The organism is Enterobacter vonholyi, from assembly GCF_040834095.1.
Classification (GTDB): domain Bacteria; phylum Pseudomonadota; class Gammaproteobacteria; order Enterobacterales; family Enterobacteriaceae; genus Enterobacter; species Enterobacter vonholyi.
The window spans coordinates 2,299,949-2,316,308 of sequence record NZ_CP162152.1; the positions used below are offsets into that span (position 1 = coordinate 2,299,949).

The window sequence follows — 16,360 nt, forward strand, 5'->3', positions numbered from 1 at the left end:
GACACCTATGTCATTAAGTCACGACATTCTCGCCGAGCTGGCGGAAATTAAACCCGGTTCCCCTCTGGCAGAGGCGCGCGCCACGCGGGACGCCGCCACGAGACACGCGCAGGGCAGCTACGAAATCTTATTTACCCAGCAGGACAGCGATTTTGCGCTGGACGAACGCTTCGCCGTCGCGGCAAAAGTCGCCAGGTGGCACAACGCGGAGGCGCTGGCCGCACACTATGCGGGGTTTGGCCTGGCGGACCCGACCTCCGACCGTCTGACCCCGGCGCTGAACTTCGCGCGCCTGCTGACCTTCTCTCCCGTTGAAGCTACGCCCACATCGTTAAAGGCGCTGACCCAGGCGGGATGGAGCAAAGAAGGTATCGTGACCCTGGCGCAGCTGATCGCCTTTGTCAGCTTCCAGAGCCGACTGATTGCCGGGCTGCGGCTGCTGAACGACAGGCCAGTCGCCACAAGCGATGCCCCGGTGGCGGCAGGCGTCTGGCACACGACCGCAACCACGGCCACCGGCAAGGCGGCTCCCGTCGCCTTCACCCAGCAGGAACTGGGCTGGGAACCGTGGATCGCCGCCAAACCGCTGGCGGATTTTCGTGATGACGAGGTTGCGATCCTGGCGAAGTTTGGCCACACCGATTCCGACTATTTCCGCCTGCTGGGCCGCAACCTGCCGGTGCTTGAACAGCGCACGCTAACGGATAAAGGGATTTTTTATACGCCGGGAGGATTGCCGCGCGCCGAGCGCGAGCTGGCCGCAACGGTCGCCAGTAAAATTAACGGCTGCATCTACTGCGCATCTGTCCATGCGCGGAAAGCCAGCCAGCTGTCAAAGGATGACGCTGCGGTAGAGGCCCTGCTGGCCGTGCGTCCAGGACAATCCCTGAGCGAGGGACAATCTGCGCGCTGGGAGGCGGAGATCAATTTTGCGGCGGCGCTATCGGTTACGCCTCCTGCCGCCACGCCGCTGCACCTTGCCGCGCTTGAAAAAGAGGGGCTGGACACCTTAGCCCAGCTTGATCTGGTGCAGTCCGCCGCGTTCTTCGCATGGGCGAACCGACTGATGCTGACCCTTGGCGAGCCCTGGCTTGCCTGAATTCGATCAGGCTAGCGCGTGAGCGTTAGCCTGAGCCCGTCTGGCCCGCAGGTAACCGTAGATCAACAGCGCGCTCATGGCCGAGAACGAGAGTATCGCCGCAGGCAGCGTGACGTAGCGCCAGCTAAAGCCGAGGGTAATCATCATCCCGCCAAAATATGCCCCGATCGCGCTGCCGAGATTAAACGCCATCTGCCCGCCCGCAGCACCCAGCATCTCACCGCCCTTCGCATTTTGCAGAAGCAGAATTTGTAGCGGCGCAGAGAGCGCAAACAGCCCGGCACAGCAGATAAAACCCATGACCAGCGAGGCCGTTTTCAGTTCGCCACAGGCAAAAAGCAGCAGCAGCGAGGCGACAATCACCATGTCGGTGGTGGCCGCAATGCGCAGCGGACTAAAACGCCCCGAGAGCTTGCCGCTCAGCAGATTGCCCAACACCATGCCAAGGCCCATCAGCATCATGATGATCGTCATCATGCCTTCGGAAAAGCCAGAAACGTTGACCATAAACGGCTTAACGAAGCTGAACCACGCGAACACACCGGCGTTACCAAACATGGTGGCGGCAAAAATCAGCCAGGGCTCCGGTTTCTTCAGGAACTGGAACTGTTCGGTCAGTTTAATTTCTGATTTGTCATGAATGTCCGGCACCCAGATCAGCACCGAGAGGATCACCAGCGCATCGAACAGGGCTATCAGGAAAAAGGTATAACGCCAGCTGAACTGGTGCCCGAGCCAGGTCCCCAGCGGAACGCCCATCAGGTTGGCCACGGTCATCCCGGCGATCATCCCGGCCACCGCGACCGTCACCTTCCCCGGCGGCGCAATTTTGGAGAGGATTATCGCCCCGACGCCAAAAATGGCGCCGTGCGGGAAACCGGAAATCAAGCGCCCGGTCGCCAGCCAGAAATATGACGTAGAAAACGTAAACAGAGCGTTCCCAACCGCGCACATGGCAACCAGAAACAGCAGCGTAGTTTTTAAGGAGAACCTGCCTGAGAAAAGCGCCACAATCGGGGCGCCAATCACCACGCCGAAGGCGTAAAACGAGATCATATTCCCGGCGGAGGGAATCGAAATACCGGTGTCATGCGCCAGCTCGGTTAACACGCCCATAATGCCAAATTCGGCCATGCCCAGGCCAAATGTGCCAAGCGCCAGCGAAAATATTGTCTTTTTCATGCCTCAACCACGGGTTAATCACTCGCAGCGGGCATTATTGAATAATCTTGTATGGTGAGCCAGTTCAAATCAGCTGGCTGGCAGGTTAATCCATTAATTCAGGAGTTTTCTCCAACCGCGACACGGGGCAATGGAAAACAAAAAGCCCCGGCAGGCGTCAGGGCTTTAAAGGGTTTAAGGTCTGGTTTTTACGGTGTGCTTTCTGCCGCTGCTTTAGCGCGTGTAATCGCGCCAGCATTGAAAATTGGGTGCTCGTGATTGTTCGTTACGTCACGAACGCGGTAAATTTTCCATGCATCATCTTCACGACGAAGAAATACCTCCAGGTGAATGCTTCTCCCGTTACCCGCCCCTTCAATAACCTGGACTGCTTCACCGTTTAAAAATGGTCTGGCGTTTTCCACTCGTAACGCAGGTATCCATTCACGAGAATAATCTTGGGCATACGTAAAATAGTCAGACTCTATTAACTCTTGTTCAGAGATTTCCTGAATGGTATTAATGCGAACAATCGTATCAGCAGAAACATATTTACGCAGTTCGTCGGCAGGATAAGGCCTGGCTTCATCGCTGCCGAATACGGAAAGATAGGATTTATAAAATGATTCAGTAGCGTCTTGTGCGCTACGTTCTTGATTGGCAGCCGAACTACATCCCACCAGCAACAAAACGAATGATAAAAATATTCTTTTCATCAGTGCATCCTCAGCACATTCACTATGAGAGCACCCCAGAGCGTGTGAAGGAGATAAGAAACCCCAGCGTCTTTATTCCAACTCATTCTTAGTTCCTTTAAGTAAATAAGAATGAAATTATCACATTAACCACATATAGAGCGTGGGATTAAATGTGCTGATTTTATTGCATCTGCATAGGGAAACAGGTGCTAAGCACCTTCGTTAATACCTCTGTATCTGCTTAAAAAAGTGTCGTGACATTAATTACCTAAAAACAATACGCATAATATCAGGTGGATTACACTTCATAGTGCGGCCTCGCTTTTTCCGCACCGGACAACCTGAGGATGACAATTATGGGAAGTAAAAAGAAAGCCCCCGTCGCTGTTGATGTCGTATCGAATGCACCGCTTAAGACCAAAGAGTATGAAAAAGAGCTCCGCCGCCTGCACGTCGAACTGGTTAAGCTCCAGCAGTGGGTCGTCGCCAAAGGGTTAAAAGTGTGTATTGTTTTTGAAGGACGCGATGGTGCAGGCAAAGGCGGCACCATTAAAGCGATCACCGAGCGCGTCAGCCCGCGCGTGTTTCGCGTTGTTGCGCTCCCTGCCCCGACGGAAAAGGAAAAAAGCCAGCTCTACTTCCAGCGCTATGTGCCCCACCTGCCTTCGGCTGGCGAAATCGTGATCTTCGATCGCAGCTGGTATAACCGCGCGGGCGTGGAACGGGTGATGGGGTTCTGCACGGAGGAACAGGCGGAGAAATTTTTGGACGGCGCGCCGGTTATGGAAAAAGCGATGGTCGATGCCGGAATTATCCTGCTGAAGTACTGGCTGGAGGTGACGCCGAAAGAGCAGGAGCGGCGCCTGCGCGACCGTATTAACGATGGTCGTAAAATCTGGAAGCTATCACCGATGGATATTAAATCCTTTAACCTGTGGGATGAGTATACCCTTGCGCGCGACGCCATGTTTGAAGCCACCGATACCGCCTGGGCGCCGTGGTTTGTGGCGCGTTCAGAGGATAAAAAACGCGTGCGCCTGAATATTATTTCGCATCTGCTTTCGCAGATACCGTATAAAGAAATTCACGTCGACAAGGTGGATTTACCGAAGCGCAAAATCGGCAAAGTCAAACCCACAAAATACCCGTTCCGCTATGTGGAAGAGCGGTTCTGATTTAAAAGAATAGGCCCGTGCAAGCGCAGCGCCGCCGGGCAGAGCCGACGGCGCAGGTCTTACTTCAATCCTTCCGTGCTTTCCTGTTTCGCTTCCAGCCGTTCCACATCACGATACCAGCGCGGATGGTGTTTCTGCGCCCAGCGGCGGCTCACCTTCCCTTCAATCATCCCTTTGATTGACCCTTTTACCCAGAACGCCATATACATGTGGATCAGGATGGCATGAATCAGAATGATGGCCGACGTGGCGTGGATCAGCAGCGCGTAGCGAATCACCTGTATCGGGAAATAGTGCGCAAAATACGGTCGCCAGATGATTACCCCGGTCACCAGCAGCACAAAAATCATGCTCATGATGGTCCAGAACATCATCTTTTGCCCGGCATTGTATTTCCCCACCTTCGCGACTTTGTGCTCGTTGCCCTTCAGGACTTCGACGATCCCTTTCACCCACGGGATATCCTGCTTGTCCGGGATGTTATGGTGGACGAAGCGCACGAACATAAACATCAGCACCACGAAAATCAGCACGCCGAAGAACGGGTGCAGAATGCGCCCCATCTGCGGCGTACCGAAGGTTTCGGTCAGCCACTGCAGGGTCGGGAAGAAAAATGAAATCCCCGACACCGCCACCAGGAAGAAGCAGATAACTACCGTCCAGTGACAGGCGCGGTCGACAAACTTTGTGCGCACTATCATTTTCGACTTACTCATGGTGTTCCTCCTCGTCCTCGTCCACCTCTTTGTTTGGTCCGATACCGATGTAGTGATAAATCAGCCCAGCGAAGGTGGCGATAAAGCCCGCCGCGGATAGAGGCTTTAGCGCCCCTTTCCAGAGGTTAATGGAGGTATCGATCGCCGGATCCTTCGGCAGGTTGTGGTACAGCTCGGGCTGGTCGCTATGGTGCAGCACATACATCACGTGCGTACCGCCCACGCCCTGCGGGTTGTAAACGCCCGCATTCTGGTAACCTCGTGCTTTCAGCTTGTCGACCCGCGCCTGCGCCACGTCCAGCATCTCTTTTTTGGTGCCGAAGTGGATTGCCCCGGTCGGACAGGTCTTCACGCAGGCAGGCTCCTGCCCGACGCTGACGCGGTCCACGCACAGGGTACATTTGTATACCCGGTTATCCTCTTTATTGAGTCGCGGGACATTAAACGGACAGCCCGCGATGCAGTACCCGCAGCCGATGCAGTTGTCCTGCTGGAAATCGACTATTCCGTTGGCGTACTGAATAATCGCGCCGGCAGACGGGCACGCCTTCAGGCAGCCCGGATCTTCACAGTGCATGCAGCCGTCTTTGCGGATGAGCCACTCCAGCCTGCCGTTCTGGTCGGTTTCGCTAAAACGCATCACCGTCCAGGATTTGGCGCTCAGATCCGCCGGATTATCGTAGACCCCAACGCAGTGCCCCACCTCGTCGCGGATGTCGTTCCACTCCGAGCACGCCACCTGGCAGGCCTTACAGCCCACGCAGGAGGAGACGTCGATAAGCTTGGCGACCTCTGCCTTGTAGTCCCGCGCGCGGGGCGCGGGCGTTATCGGGTTAGTCGCGGAGCGTTTGATAACGTCTTGTGTTTCCATCGCCATTGAATCGCTCCTTACGCTTTCTCGATGTTGACCAGAAACGCCTTGTACTCCGGCGTTTGCGAGTTGGAATCCCCGACGTTTGGCGTCAGGGTATTGGCGATGTAGCCTTTCTGCGCCACCCCTTCAAAGCCCCAGTGCAGCGGGATACCGACGGTTTCCACCTGCTGGCCGTGCACGTTCAGCGACTGCAGGCGGCGGGTGACCACCGCCACCGCGCGGATAAAGCCGCGCTTGCTGCTCACCTTCACGCGATCGCCGTTGGCAATGCCTTTCGCCTTCGCCAGCGTCTCGCTTATCTCCACAAACTGTTCCGGCTGCGCGATGGCGTTAAGCCGCGCGTGCTTGGTCCAGGTATGGAAATGCTCGGTCAGGCGGTAGGTCGTTCCCACGTACGGGAATTTGTCCTTTTTGCCCAGGCGCAGGACGTCGTCTTCGTAGATACGCACCACCGGGCTGGAGACCACGTTCGGGTGCAGCGGGTTTGTCCCCAGCGGCGTTTCCATCGGCTCGTAATGCTCCGGGAACGGCCCTTCCGCCAGCTTGTTTAGAGCAAACAGACGTCCCAGCCCTTCCGGCTGCATAATAAACGGCCCGGTGCTGCTGCCCGGTGCGGCGGTGCTGTAGTCCGGGATATCGTTCCCCGTCCATTTCGCCCCGTTCCACTGGATCAGCATGCGTTTCGGATCCCACGGCTTACCGTTCACGTCGGCAGATGCGCGGTTGTAGAGCACGCGACGGTTCAGCGGCCACGCCCATGCCCAGCCCAGGGTGTTGCCCAGCCCGGACGGGTCGGCGTTGTCGCGGTTGGCCATCTGGTTGCCCTGCTCCGTCCAGCTGCCGGTGTAGATCCAGCACGACGATGCCGTGGTGCCGTCATCGCGCAGCAGCGCAAAGCTGTTCAGCAGCTGGCCCTTTTTCGCCACCAGGTTGCCGCTCGGGTCATACAGATCCGCCAGCGCCACGCCGTTGTTCTCTTTGGCGACTTCCTCTGACTCAGGACGATCCGGCTGCTTGTAGCTCCAGCTCATCTTCAGCAGCGGCTCCGCGCCTTTACCGCCTTCGGTGCGGTACATCTCGCGCAGGCGGTGGTAAATCCCGGCGAGGATCTCGCCGTCGTTACGCGCTTCGCCCGGTGCGTCCTGGCCTTTCCAGTGCCACTGCAGCCAGCGGCCGGAGTTGGCAATGGAGCCGTCCTCTTCCGCAAAGCAGGTGGACGGCAGGCGGAACACTTCGGTCTGAATCGACGCCGGATCGACATCGTTTGATTCCCCGTGGTTCTGCCAGAAGGTGGAGGTCTCGGTCACCAGCGGATCGATAACGACCATGTACTTCAGCTTGCTCAGGCTGCGAACGACTTTGTTTTTGTCCGGGAAAGAGGCTACCGGGTTGAAGCCCTGGCAGATATACCCCGTGACGTCGCCCTTATCCATCATGTTGAAATACTTGATGACGTCATAAGCCTGATCCCACTTCGGCAGCCACTCAAAGCCCCAGTCGTTCTCTTTCTGCGCCGCATCGCCGTAGAAGGATTTCATCAGGCTGACGTAGAACTTCGGATAGTTGCTCCAGTAGTTCACCTGGTCCGGCAGCGTCGCTTTTGGCGTATTGGCCTCAAGATACGTTTGCAGATCCGTCTGCTTTTCAGACGGCAGCGTCAGGTAGCCCGGCAGGCTGGTCGAGAGCAGGCCGAGGTCGGTTAAGCCCTGAATATTGGAGTGACCGCGAAGCGCGTTCACGCCGCCACCGGCCATCCCCATATTGCCGAGCAGCAGCTGGATCATCGCCATGGTGCGGATGTTCTGCGCGCCCACGGTGTGCTGCGTCCAGCCCAGCGCGTACAGGAACGTGGTGGTTCTGTCGGCGGCGCTGGTGGAAGCCAGCACTTCACACACCTTCAGGAAGTCCGCTTTCGGCGTGCCGCAGATGTTTTCCACGACGTCCGGCGTATAGCGGGAGACGTGCTGCTTCAGCAGGTTCCACACGCAGCGCGGATGCGTCAGGGTGTCATCGCGCATCGCATAGCCGTTTTCATCGAACTGATAGTTCCAGGACGTTTTATCGTACTCACGTTTTTCGGCGTCATAGCCGCTAAACAGCCCGTCATCGAAGGCAAAATCATCCCGCACCAGCAGGTTCGCGTTGGTGTAGTGCTTAACGTATTCCGCGTTGATTTTGTTGTTTTCGATCAGGTACAGCAGCACGCCGGACAAGAACGTAATGTCCGTACCGGAGCGGATCGGCGCATAGATATCGGCCACCGATGCCGTACGCGTAAAGCGCGGATCGACGACGATAAGCGTCGCATCGTTGTTGTTTTTCGCTTCCATCGCCCAGCGGAACCCCACCGGATGGGCTTCAGCAGCGTTACCGCCCATCACCACCACGACGTTAGCGTTTTTGATATCAACCCAGTGGTTGGTCATCGCACCGCGACCAAATGTTGGAGCAAGACTTGCTACCGTTGGTCCGTGTCAGACGCGCGCCTGGTTGTCTACCGCCAGCATGCCGAGAGAGCGCACAAACTTTTGCGTCAGCATGCCGGTTTCATTACTGGCCGCAGAGGCACACAGCATCCCGGTGGAAAGCCAGCGGTTGACCGTTACGCCCTGCGCGTTCTTTTCAATAAAGTTGGCATCGCGGTCGGCTTTCATTAACGTTGCTATACGGGAGAAGGCCTCATCCCAGGAGATACGCTGCCATTTATCAGACCCCGGCGCGCGGTATTCCGGGTAGCGCAGGCGGTTTTCGCTGTGAACGTAGTCCAGCAGCCCCGCCCCTTTCGGGCATAACGCCCCGCGGCTCACCGGATGATCCGGATCCCCTTCAATGTGGTAAATCGCTTCTCTGGCGTTCTTCGCACCATCGCCCAGGCTATACATTAAAAGCCCACAACCCACGGAGCAGTATGTGCAGGTGTTACGGATCTCTTTCGCGCGCAGCAGCTTATAGTTGCGTGCCTGAGCCAGCGCCATTTTGGGGGCAAATCCCAGCATGGCTGCCGTTGTTCCGGCCATACCGCCCGCGCAGATTTTAAAAAATTGTCTGCGGCTGACGTCCATTGTTGTCCTCGTTATCTGAAAACATTTCGCGCCGCAAACTAACAGCAAAGCCCCTGATTTTTTTGCGTCAAATCAAGGTCCTCTGCCTTCCCCCCCTTAATAGTCACCCCCGGAACATTTCATTACCCCTTTTTGATTAACGGTTTAAGAGAATAATTCACGACAGCATCAGGATGATTGCGATACATTTTCCCTCTGATTTTTATTGCGATGACGAAGTAATGGACAGAAAGAGAGCAACGCTTATTGGGCTGGCGGCGATATTGTTATGGAGCACCATGGTCGGCCTTATTCGCAGCGTGAGTGAGGGGCTTGGGCCGGTAGGCGGTGCGGCGATGATCTACACCCTCAGCGGATTACTGTGTCTGGTGACGGTAGGATTTCCTGATCTCAGGCGGTTTTCACTCCGCTATCTTATTGCCGGCAGCGTTTTATTTGTCAGCTACGAAATATGTCTGGCGCTGTCGCTGGGCTATGCCGCAACGCGCGCTCAGGCGATTGAAGTGGGTATGGTGAATTACCTTTGGCCAAGCCTGACGATCGTATTTGCGATTTTGTTCAACGGGCAAAAGTCTACCCTGTGGGTGCTCCCCGGCCTGGTCATTTCGCTGCTGGGCGTCTGCTGGATATTAGGCGGTGAAGAAGGGTTACATCTTGAGGAAATAACCCGCAATGTCGTTTCCAGCCCTCTGAGCTACGCGCTGGCGTTTGCCGGGGCCTTTATCTGGGCCGCCTATTGCACCGTCACCAGCAAATTTGCGAAAGGACAAAACGGTATTACCCTGTTTGTTTTGCTGACCGCGCTAAGCCTGTGGGTGAAATATTTTCTGAGCGATCAGCCCGAGATGGTGTTCACGCTTCCGGTGGTGGTGAAGCTCGTCATGTGCGGGATCGCGCTTGGGTTTGGTTACGCCGCATGGAATATTGGCATCCTGCACGGGAACGTCACGGTTCTGGCTGCCGTATCCTATTTTACCCCCGTGCTCTCTGCCGCGCTTGCCGCCGCGGTGCTAAGCTCTCCACTTTCATTCTCGTTCTGGCAAGGGGCGCTGATGGTCTGCGCCGGGTCGTTGCTCTGCTGGTACGCAACAAGACAATAGCGCCTCTCCAGCGGCCGGGTTAATTTCAACCCGGCAACATAATTAACATACATTTAAAATGTGATCGCACCTCAGAATATTTATCATAATAATAGAGCGTCTGTTTAAGTTCGGTTTATATTGAGCGCCTTCTGTAAAGCCACCTGAAGCGAGTTGACGTAAACTGACAACCCAGTGAAATTAGTCAGTGATAAATATTAACGCTCTGTATAGCATTACATGCAATAATTCAGCCCTGGCAGCTTTAATGAAATATACGAAATAGACGTTGAAAAATTAAATCAACCCATTGTTTTTAAAGAGAAGCAGGCGATACCCCCCTGCCAAACCATCGGAAATTGCGAAATTTAACGCAATAGACTAAAACCATCAGAAATTATCTTAAAAGCAATAATCCCACTGAATAAATAACCATTAATCGTATAAATTCCGGCCATATTGTTTGAATAACCGCCTTCTCGCACGATCGAGATCACACTAATTGAAATTATCTCTAATATTTTGAAACTTATTATTGAAATAAGACTACGAGATTCTTAAAAATAGCATGCCATTGACGAACAGCCTCGTTTAGAAATCGTTCACAGTGGTTCAGGAAATACTGAAAAAAAATTATAAGGAATATTTAAGATGAAACTTAAATTAGTTGCAGTGGCAGTCACTTCCATGCTGGCAGCAGGCGTTGTTAACGCTGCCGAAATTTACAACAAAGACGGTAACAAGCTGGATCTGTACGGTAAAGTAACAGGTCTGCACTATTTCTCTGATGACGCTGGCGCAGATGGCGATAAAACCTACATGCGTATCGGCTTCAAGGGCGAAACCCAGGTTAACGATCGGCTGTCCGGCTACGGCCAGTGGGAATACCAGATCCAGGGTAACAAAGACGAAGGCGACAACCAGTCCTGGACCCGTGTGGCTTTTGCAGGTCTGAAGTTCGCGGAAGCAGGCTCCTTTGATTACGGTCGTAACTACGGCGTAATTTACGACGTGACCTCCTGGACCGACGTTCTGCCAGAATTCGGCGGCGACACCTACGGTGCCGACAACTTCCTGCAGTCTCGTGCAAACGGCGTTGCGACCTACCGTAACCAGGACTTCTTTGGTCTGGTTGACGGCCTGAACTTTGCTCTGCAGTACCAGGGCAAAAACGGCAGCGTAAGCGGTGAAAACACCAGCGGCCGCAGCCTGCTGAACCAGAACGGCGACGGTTACGGCGCGTCCCTGACTTACGATCTGGGTGAAGGCTTCAGCGTGGGTGGCGCAATGTCCTCTTCACGTCGTACCGCTGACCAGAATGCGGCTGGCGTATACGGTGAAGGCGACCGCGCGGAAGTGTACAGCGGTGGCGTGAAATACGACGCGAACAACATTTACCTTGCGGCGCAGTACTCTCAGACCTATAACGCAACCCGCTTCGGTACCTCTAACAACAAGCGTACCGACATTTACGGCTTTGCAAACAAGGCGCAAAACTTCGAAGTTGTGGCTCAGTATCAGTTCGACTTTGGCCTGCGTCCATCCATTGCTTACCTGCAGTCCAAAGGTAAAGACATCGAAAACTTCGGCGACCAGGATCTGGTTAAATACATCGATGTTGGCACGACCTACTATTTTAACAAAAACATGTCCACCTACGTGGATTACAAAATCAACCTGCTCGACGACAACCAGTTCACTCGCCAGGCAGGCATCGGTACCGACAACATCGTTGCGCTGGGTCTGACCTACCAGTTCTAAATCTTGTCTGTACAAAAGCCAGCTGCACAAGCTGGCTTTTTTTATCTCCCTCTTTTACCCGCCAGACGACTCCCCACCCGCCGCCCGACGCAGCCAGTTTTGCAGCAGCTTGCCGTCTTCAGTCATCTCTGAGTCAGTACGCACGCAGAGGTAATAGTCGCGCCCGTCATCAATCGGCAGGTCAAATATCTTCACCAGTTCGCCGCTCTCAAGATAAGGCGCAATCAGCGGCTCACGCATTAACGCACACCCCAGACCAGCCTGAACGCCCGCCAGCGTCAGCAGACCGTCCTCAAACATTGGACCGCTGCGGCGCACGGGGCGCTTCACCCCCTGCTGTACAAACCACTGCGCCCATGTGGTGCGCTCCTCATCGTGCAGCAGCGGCATTTGCAGCAGTTGCTCGGGCGTGTCGATATGGCCATGAATGCGCAAAAACGCGCGGCTGCACACCGGGACCATCTGACCGGAAATCAGCTTTTCGCTTTGATAGCCCGCCCACTGCCCGTTGCCAAAACGAATCGACATATCCGACGCGTCGCTCAGATAGTTACGATGGTTGGCATACACCACGTTGATCTCGGTTTGCGGATTGGCGCGCATAAACGCAGGCAAACGTGGGATAAACCACCCCATACCAAAAAGTGGGATCAGGCTGATGGTGACCTGACGCGTTTGCGCCTGCTCCGCCAGGTGCTCCGTCGCCTGGCGCAGCACGTTAAACGCCGCGCGGATAGAGCGGTAATATTCCCGCCCGTGCTGGCTCAGCACCAGCCTGCGCCCCTGACGCTCCGTGAGCGGCATTTGCAGATACCCTTCAAGCACCCTGAGCTGATGGCTAACGGCCGACGGAGAGATGTCCAGCTCCTGCGCGGCCAGCGTGACGCTGCCCAGCCGGGCGATGGCCTCGAACGCACGTACGGCCCGAAGCGGCGGATCGTTTGCCAGTCGGCTTTCTGCATACGCCGCCAGGCTCGCCAATTGTTCTGTTTTATTCATATGTTGATTTCTTTAGGCTTTTCACTCAAAAGCAGGCATTAAATATTTTCTTATAATTCATAAAGATAAAACAATATTTATTTATCATAAGAAATAATAGATGCGTATTTTACAATTTAATTCATTTATTGGATGGTAGCCGCAGAACGAGCACTTTGCGGGTACGGACGTTGGATACACTCATACAGCAACTGATCAACGGTGTGATGCTGGGCAGCATCTACGCGCTGATCGCGCTGGGCTATACCATGGTGTATGGCATCTTGCGCATTATTAACTTTGCTCACGGCGATATTCTGATGGTCGGTGCGCTCACCACGCTCTCCGCCATAAACGCCCTGAATACCACCTTTCCACACATGCCGCTGCTGTTGCAGCTTGGCGTTGCCCTGGTGATTGCCATGGCCGTTTGCGCCCTGCTGGCAATAGCCGTGGAGCGCTTTGCCTACCGTCGACTGCGCAGCGCACCGCGCCTGGCGCCGCTGATCTCGGGTATCGGCGTCTCCGTCCTGCTGCAAACCGTGGCGATGATTATCTGGACGCGCAACCCGCTGATGTTCCCGCAGATCCTGCCGATGGACCCTATCGCCGTCACGTCCGGCAGCGGAGCGCACCCGCCCGCCATCGTGACCGTTACCGGTATTGTCACCGTGGCGCTGGCGTTGGCGGTGATGACCGGGCTGTGGCTGCTGGTCGAATACACCCGTCTGGGGCGCGGCATGCGCGCCGTGGCGGAAAACCCGCGCGTGGCCACGCTGATGGGGGTTAACCCAAACGCCATTATTACCCTGACGTTTGCCATTGGCGGCGTGTTCGCCGCGCTGGCAGGCGTAATGATGGCGAGCAACTACGGCAACGCCAGCTTCTCGATGGGCTTTTTGCCCGGGATCAAGGCCTTTACCGCCGCCGTGCTGGGGGGCATTGGCAACATTCGTGGCGCCATGATCGGCGGGATACTGCTCGGCATTATCGAAGCGCTGGGCGCGGGCTACCTGGGTGAACTGACCCACGGCGTATTTGGCAGCAACTATCAGGATGTCTTTGCCTTTATGGTGCTGATCCTGGTGCTGGTCTTCCGTCCGGCTGGCCTGATGGGCGAGCGCGTGGCGCAAAGGGCGTAAGGAATACCATGACAACACTTCAACTCCAGACTCCGGCGACGACGCGCAAATTCTGGTCAGGCATGAGCCTGTTCTGCCTCGCGCTGCTGGTGGCGCCCGTGGTGGCCACGCAGCTTGGCGGCAACTACTGGGTGCGCGTTATCGACTTCGCCCTGCTCTACATCATGCTGGCTCTGGGGCTCAATATTGTGGTGGGCTATACCGGCCTGCTGGACATGGGCTTTATCGCCTTTTACGCGGTTGGCGCCTACCTGGCTGCGCTGATGGCCTCCCCACACCTGCTGGAGGTGTTTCCTGTTCTCGGCGTCTGGTTCCCGGACGGGCTGCACACCTCGTATCTGCTCATTATTCCGCTGGCTGCGCTCGTCGCTGCAGTCTGCGGGATTTTACTGGGAGCGCCCACGCTGAAGCTACGCGGAGACTACCTGGCGATAGTGACCCTTGGCTTCGGCGAAATTATCCGCATCCTGATGCGCAACCTCGACCGTCCTGTGAACATCACCAACGGCGCAAAGGGCATAACCGGAGTGGATACGCTGAACCTGTTCGGCCTGAAGTTTAGCGGCGTCTACCACTGGTTTGGTTTCAAAGTACCCGCCCTGTGGCTGTGGTACTACCTGCTGATGCTGGTGATTGTGGCGATTATTTTTGTCTGCCTGCGCCTGCAGCATTCCCGTATTGGTCGCGCCTGGCACGCTATCCGCGAGGATGAAGATGTGGCCCGCGCGATGGGCATCAACGTGCGTAACTATAAGCTGCTCGCCTTTGCGATGGGGGCCTCCTTTGGCGGCGTAGCGGGTGCGCTTTTCGGCGCGTTTCAGGGATTTGTCTCGCCGGAATCCTTCACGTTACAGGAATCCATTGCCGTACTGGCGATGGTGGTGCTGGGCGGTATGGGGCACATTCCGGGGGTGATCCTCGGCGCGGTACTGCTTACCGCCCTGCCGGAACTGCTGCGCAGCCAGGCAGCGCCGGTTCAGCAGGCGCTGTTCGGTACGGTGCTGATTGACCCGGAAGTGCTGCGTCAGCTGTTTTACGGTCTGGCACTGGTGCTGGTGATGCTGGTGCGCCCGTCCGGGATCTGGCCGGTACGCCACAAGGAGGCGAAAGCATGAGCCTGTTAACCGTACGCAACATGACAAAACGCTTCGGCGGCCTTACCGCCGTGGATGACGTTTCCATTACCGTGAACAAGGGCGAGATCTACGGCCTGATTGGTCCTAACGGGGCGGGGAAAACCACCTGTTTTAACCTGATCACCGGGCTTTATCCGGCGGACAGCGGCGAATTCTCCATTGCCGATAAGCCCTATTTTCCAAAGCACATTGAGAAAGTCACCGCCGCCGGGATCGCCCGCACGTTTCAGAACGTCAGGCTGTTTAACGAGATGTCGGTGCTGGAAAACGTGATGGTGGGCCGCCACGTGCGCACCCGTAACGGTCTGTGGGCCGCGCTGAGCCGCCACAAACGCGCTCGCGAGGAAGAAAAGCAGACCCGCGAACTGGCCTGGCACTGGCTGGAGTACACCGGCATTGCGCATTTCGCCCACTCTCGCGCCTGCGATCTGGCCTATGGTCATCAGCGTCGCCTTGAGATCGCCCGCGCGCTGGCAACGGATCCGCTCCTGCTGGCGCTGGACGAGCCCGCCGCCGGGATGAACGCGGCGGAAAAAGTGGCGCTCGGCGAACTGCTCATCCGCATCCGCGATGACGGCAAAACCCTGCTGATGATTGAACATGACGTCAAGCTGGTGATGGGCATCTGCGATCGCCTGACGGTGCTTGATTACGGCAAAACGCTCGTCAGCGGCACGCCGGAAAGCGTGCGGCGCGACCCGGCTGTAATCGCCGCCTGGCTTGGAGGTCACGCTCATGTCTGAATTGCTGAAGGTGGAACGTCTGGACGTGCATTACGGCGGCATTCAGGCCGTACGCGATGTCTCCTTTACCCTGCGCGAGGGCGAGCAGGCTACGCTGATCGGCGCGAACGGCGCGGGGAAAAGCTCCACCGTGCGCGCCATTACCGGGCTGGAAAGCTTTAGCGGCAGTATTGAATTCAGCGGTAAAGCGGTGCGTAAACAGAGCCCGGAGGCCCTGCTTCGCGACGGACTGGTGATGGTCCCGGAGGGCCGCGGGATCTTCTCCCGCATGACGGTACTGGAAAACCTGCAGATGGGCGCCTGGCTCAGGCGTGACACTGTCACCGTTAAGCGTGAAATGAACGAGGTGTTCGAGCGCTTCCCGCGCCTGGGTGAACGCCAGCATCAGCTTGCCGGGCTGCTTTCCGGCGGCGAACAACAGCTGCTGGCCCTTAACCGCGCCCTGCTCAGCCGCCCGCGCCTGCTGATCCTCGACGAACCGTCGATGGGCCTTGCCCCGAAAATGGTCGAGAACATTTTTGCCGTCATCGCCGGGCTGCGCGAGCGCGGCGTCGCCCTGCTGCTTATTGAACAAAACGCCCGTCTCGCGCTGGAAGTCACCGACAGCGCGTGGGTGATGGACAGCGGCAGCATTGTTCATCATGGCGAATCGACAGCGCTGCTTAACGATGACCAGATTGCACAGATTTATTTGGGCGAAATGCCCGTTTAACCACACCAGCCAACATCAGGGAAA

14 protein-coding genes are annotated in these 16,360 nt (G+C 56.2%); 8 read left to right on the top strand and 6 right to left on the bottom strand.

Annotation, left to right across the window (positions count from 1 at the left end):
• Window positions 1–7: 7 nt before the first annotated feature.
• A complete protein-coding gene (locus AB3N39_RS10890; RefSeq protein ID WP_133294482.1) occupies window positions 8–1,099 on the top strand; it encodes an alkylhydroperoxidase domain protein in 1,092 nt (363 codons plus the stop codon).
• 6 nt (window positions 1,100–1,105) lie between these two features.
• On the opposite strand, the gene araJ is transcribed toward AB3N39_RS10890, so the two are convergent.
• Together araJ and AB3N39_RS10900 are read right to left on the bottom strand one after the other, a co-directional pair.
• A complete protein-coding gene (araJ, locus tag AB3N39_RS10895) occupies window positions 1,106–2,281 on the bottom strand; it encodes an MFS transporter AraJ (protein WP_133294483.1) in 1,176 nt (391 codons plus the stop codon).
• 188 nt (window positions 2,282–2,469) lie between these two features.
• A complete protein-coding gene (locus AB3N39_RS10900; RefSeq protein ID WP_136194916.1) occupies window positions 2,470–2,976 on the bottom strand; it encodes a YbjP/YqhG family protein in 507 nt (168 codons plus the stop codon).
• A gap of 338 nt (window positions 2,977–3,314) precedes the next feature.
• Between AB3N39_RS10900 and ppk2 the strand changes: the two genes are divergently transcribed.
• Window positions 3,315–4,133, top strand: a complete 819-nt coding sequence (gene ppk2, locus AB3N39_RS10905; protein WP_111963626.1) for a polyphosphate kinase 2 — start codon at window positions 3,315–3,317, stop codon at window positions 4,131–4,133.
• A gap of 59 nt (window positions 4,134–4,192) precedes the next feature.
• Here ppk2 and fdnI read toward each other — a convergent pair whose 3' ends face one another.
• From fdnI to fdnG, 3 genes are read right to left on the bottom strand one after another with little or no spacing between them, the layout of a single operon-like run.
• The gene (gene fdnI / locus AB3N39_RS10910; RefSeq protein WP_136194917.1) at window positions 4,193–4,849 is read right to left on the bottom strand and encodes a formate dehydrogenase-N subunit gamma; all 657 of its coding nucleotides are present in this window, start codon (window positions 4,847–4,849) and stop codon (window positions 4,193–4,195) included.
• Window positions 4,842–5,726 (bottom strand): formate dehydrogenase subunit beta, encoded by an 885-nt coding sequence (gene fdxH / locus AB3N39_RS10915; RefSeq protein ID WP_136194918.1) that lies wholly within the window; start codon window positions 5,724–5,726, stop codon window positions 4,842–4,844. The genes fdnI and fdxH overlap by 8 nt, the downstream gene beginning before the upstream one ends.
• An 11-nt stretch (window positions 5,727–5,737) precedes the next feature.
• Window positions 5,738–8,785, bottom strand: a complete 3,048-nt coding sequence (fdnG, locus tag AB3N39_RS10920; RefSeq protein WP_367896711.1) for a formate dehydrogenase-N subunit alpha — start codon at window positions 8,783–8,785, stop codon at window positions 5,738–5,740.
• Window positions 8,786–9,006: 221 nt separating this feature from the next.
• On the opposite strand from fdnG, the gene yddG reads away from it, so the two are divergent.
• Both yddG and AB3N39_RS10930 read left to right on the top strand, forming a co-directional pair.
• Window positions 9,007–9,885, top strand: a complete 879-nt coding sequence (yddG, locus tag AB3N39_RS10925) for an aromatic amino acid DMT transporter YddG (RefSeq protein WP_367896712.1) — start codon at window positions 9,007–9,009, stop codon at window positions 9,883–9,885.
• Between the two features lie 630 nt (window positions 9,886–10,515).
• Window positions 10,516–11,625, top strand: a complete 1,110-nt coding sequence (locus AB3N39_RS10930) for a porin OmpC (protein ID WP_133294490.1) — start codon at window positions 10,516–10,518, stop codon at window positions 11,623–11,625.
• A 54-nt stretch (window positions 11,626–11,679) separates the two neighbouring features.
• On the opposite strand, the gene AB3N39_RS10935 is transcribed toward AB3N39_RS10930, so the two are convergent.
• Window positions 11,680–12,624, bottom strand: coding sequence for a LysR substrate-binding domain-containing protein (locus tag AB3N39_RS10935; RefSeq protein WP_115875199.1), 945 nt, complete (start codon window positions 12,622–12,624; stop codon window positions 11,680–11,682).
• A 170-nt stretch (window positions 12,625–12,794) separates the two neighbouring features.
• Between AB3N39_RS10935 and AB3N39_RS10940 the strand changes: the two genes are divergently transcribed.
• From AB3N39_RS10940 to AB3N39_RS10955, 4 genes are read left to right on the top strand one after another with little or no spacing between them, the layout of a single operon-like run.
• Entirely contained in the window at window positions 12,795–13,745 is a 951-nt protein-coding gene (locus tag AB3N39_RS10940) for a branched-chain amino acid ABC transporter permease (protein ID WP_133294491.1), read from the top strand.
• A gap of 8 nt (window positions 13,746–13,753) precedes the next feature.
• Entirely contained in the window at window positions 13,754–14,860 is a 1,107-nt protein-coding gene (locus AB3N39_RS10945) for a branched-chain amino acid ABC transporter permease (RefSeq protein WP_115875203.1), read from the top strand.
• Window positions 14,857–15,624, top strand: a complete 768-nt coding sequence (locus tag AB3N39_RS10950) for an ABC transporter ATP-binding protein (RefSeq protein ID WP_136194921.1) — start codon at window positions 14,857–14,859, stop codon at window positions 15,622–15,624. The genes AB3N39_RS10945 and AB3N39_RS10950 overlap by 4 nt, the downstream gene beginning before the upstream one ends.
• Window positions 15,617–16,336, top strand: coding sequence for an ABC transporter ATP-binding protein (locus AB3N39_RS10955; RefSeq protein ID WP_133294494.1), 720 nt, complete (start codon window positions 15,617–15,619; stop codon window positions 16,334–16,336). Before AB3N39_RS10950 ends, AB3N39_RS10955 begins: the two co-directional genes overlap by 8 nt.
• Window positions 16,337–16,360 lie beyond the last annotated feature (24 nt).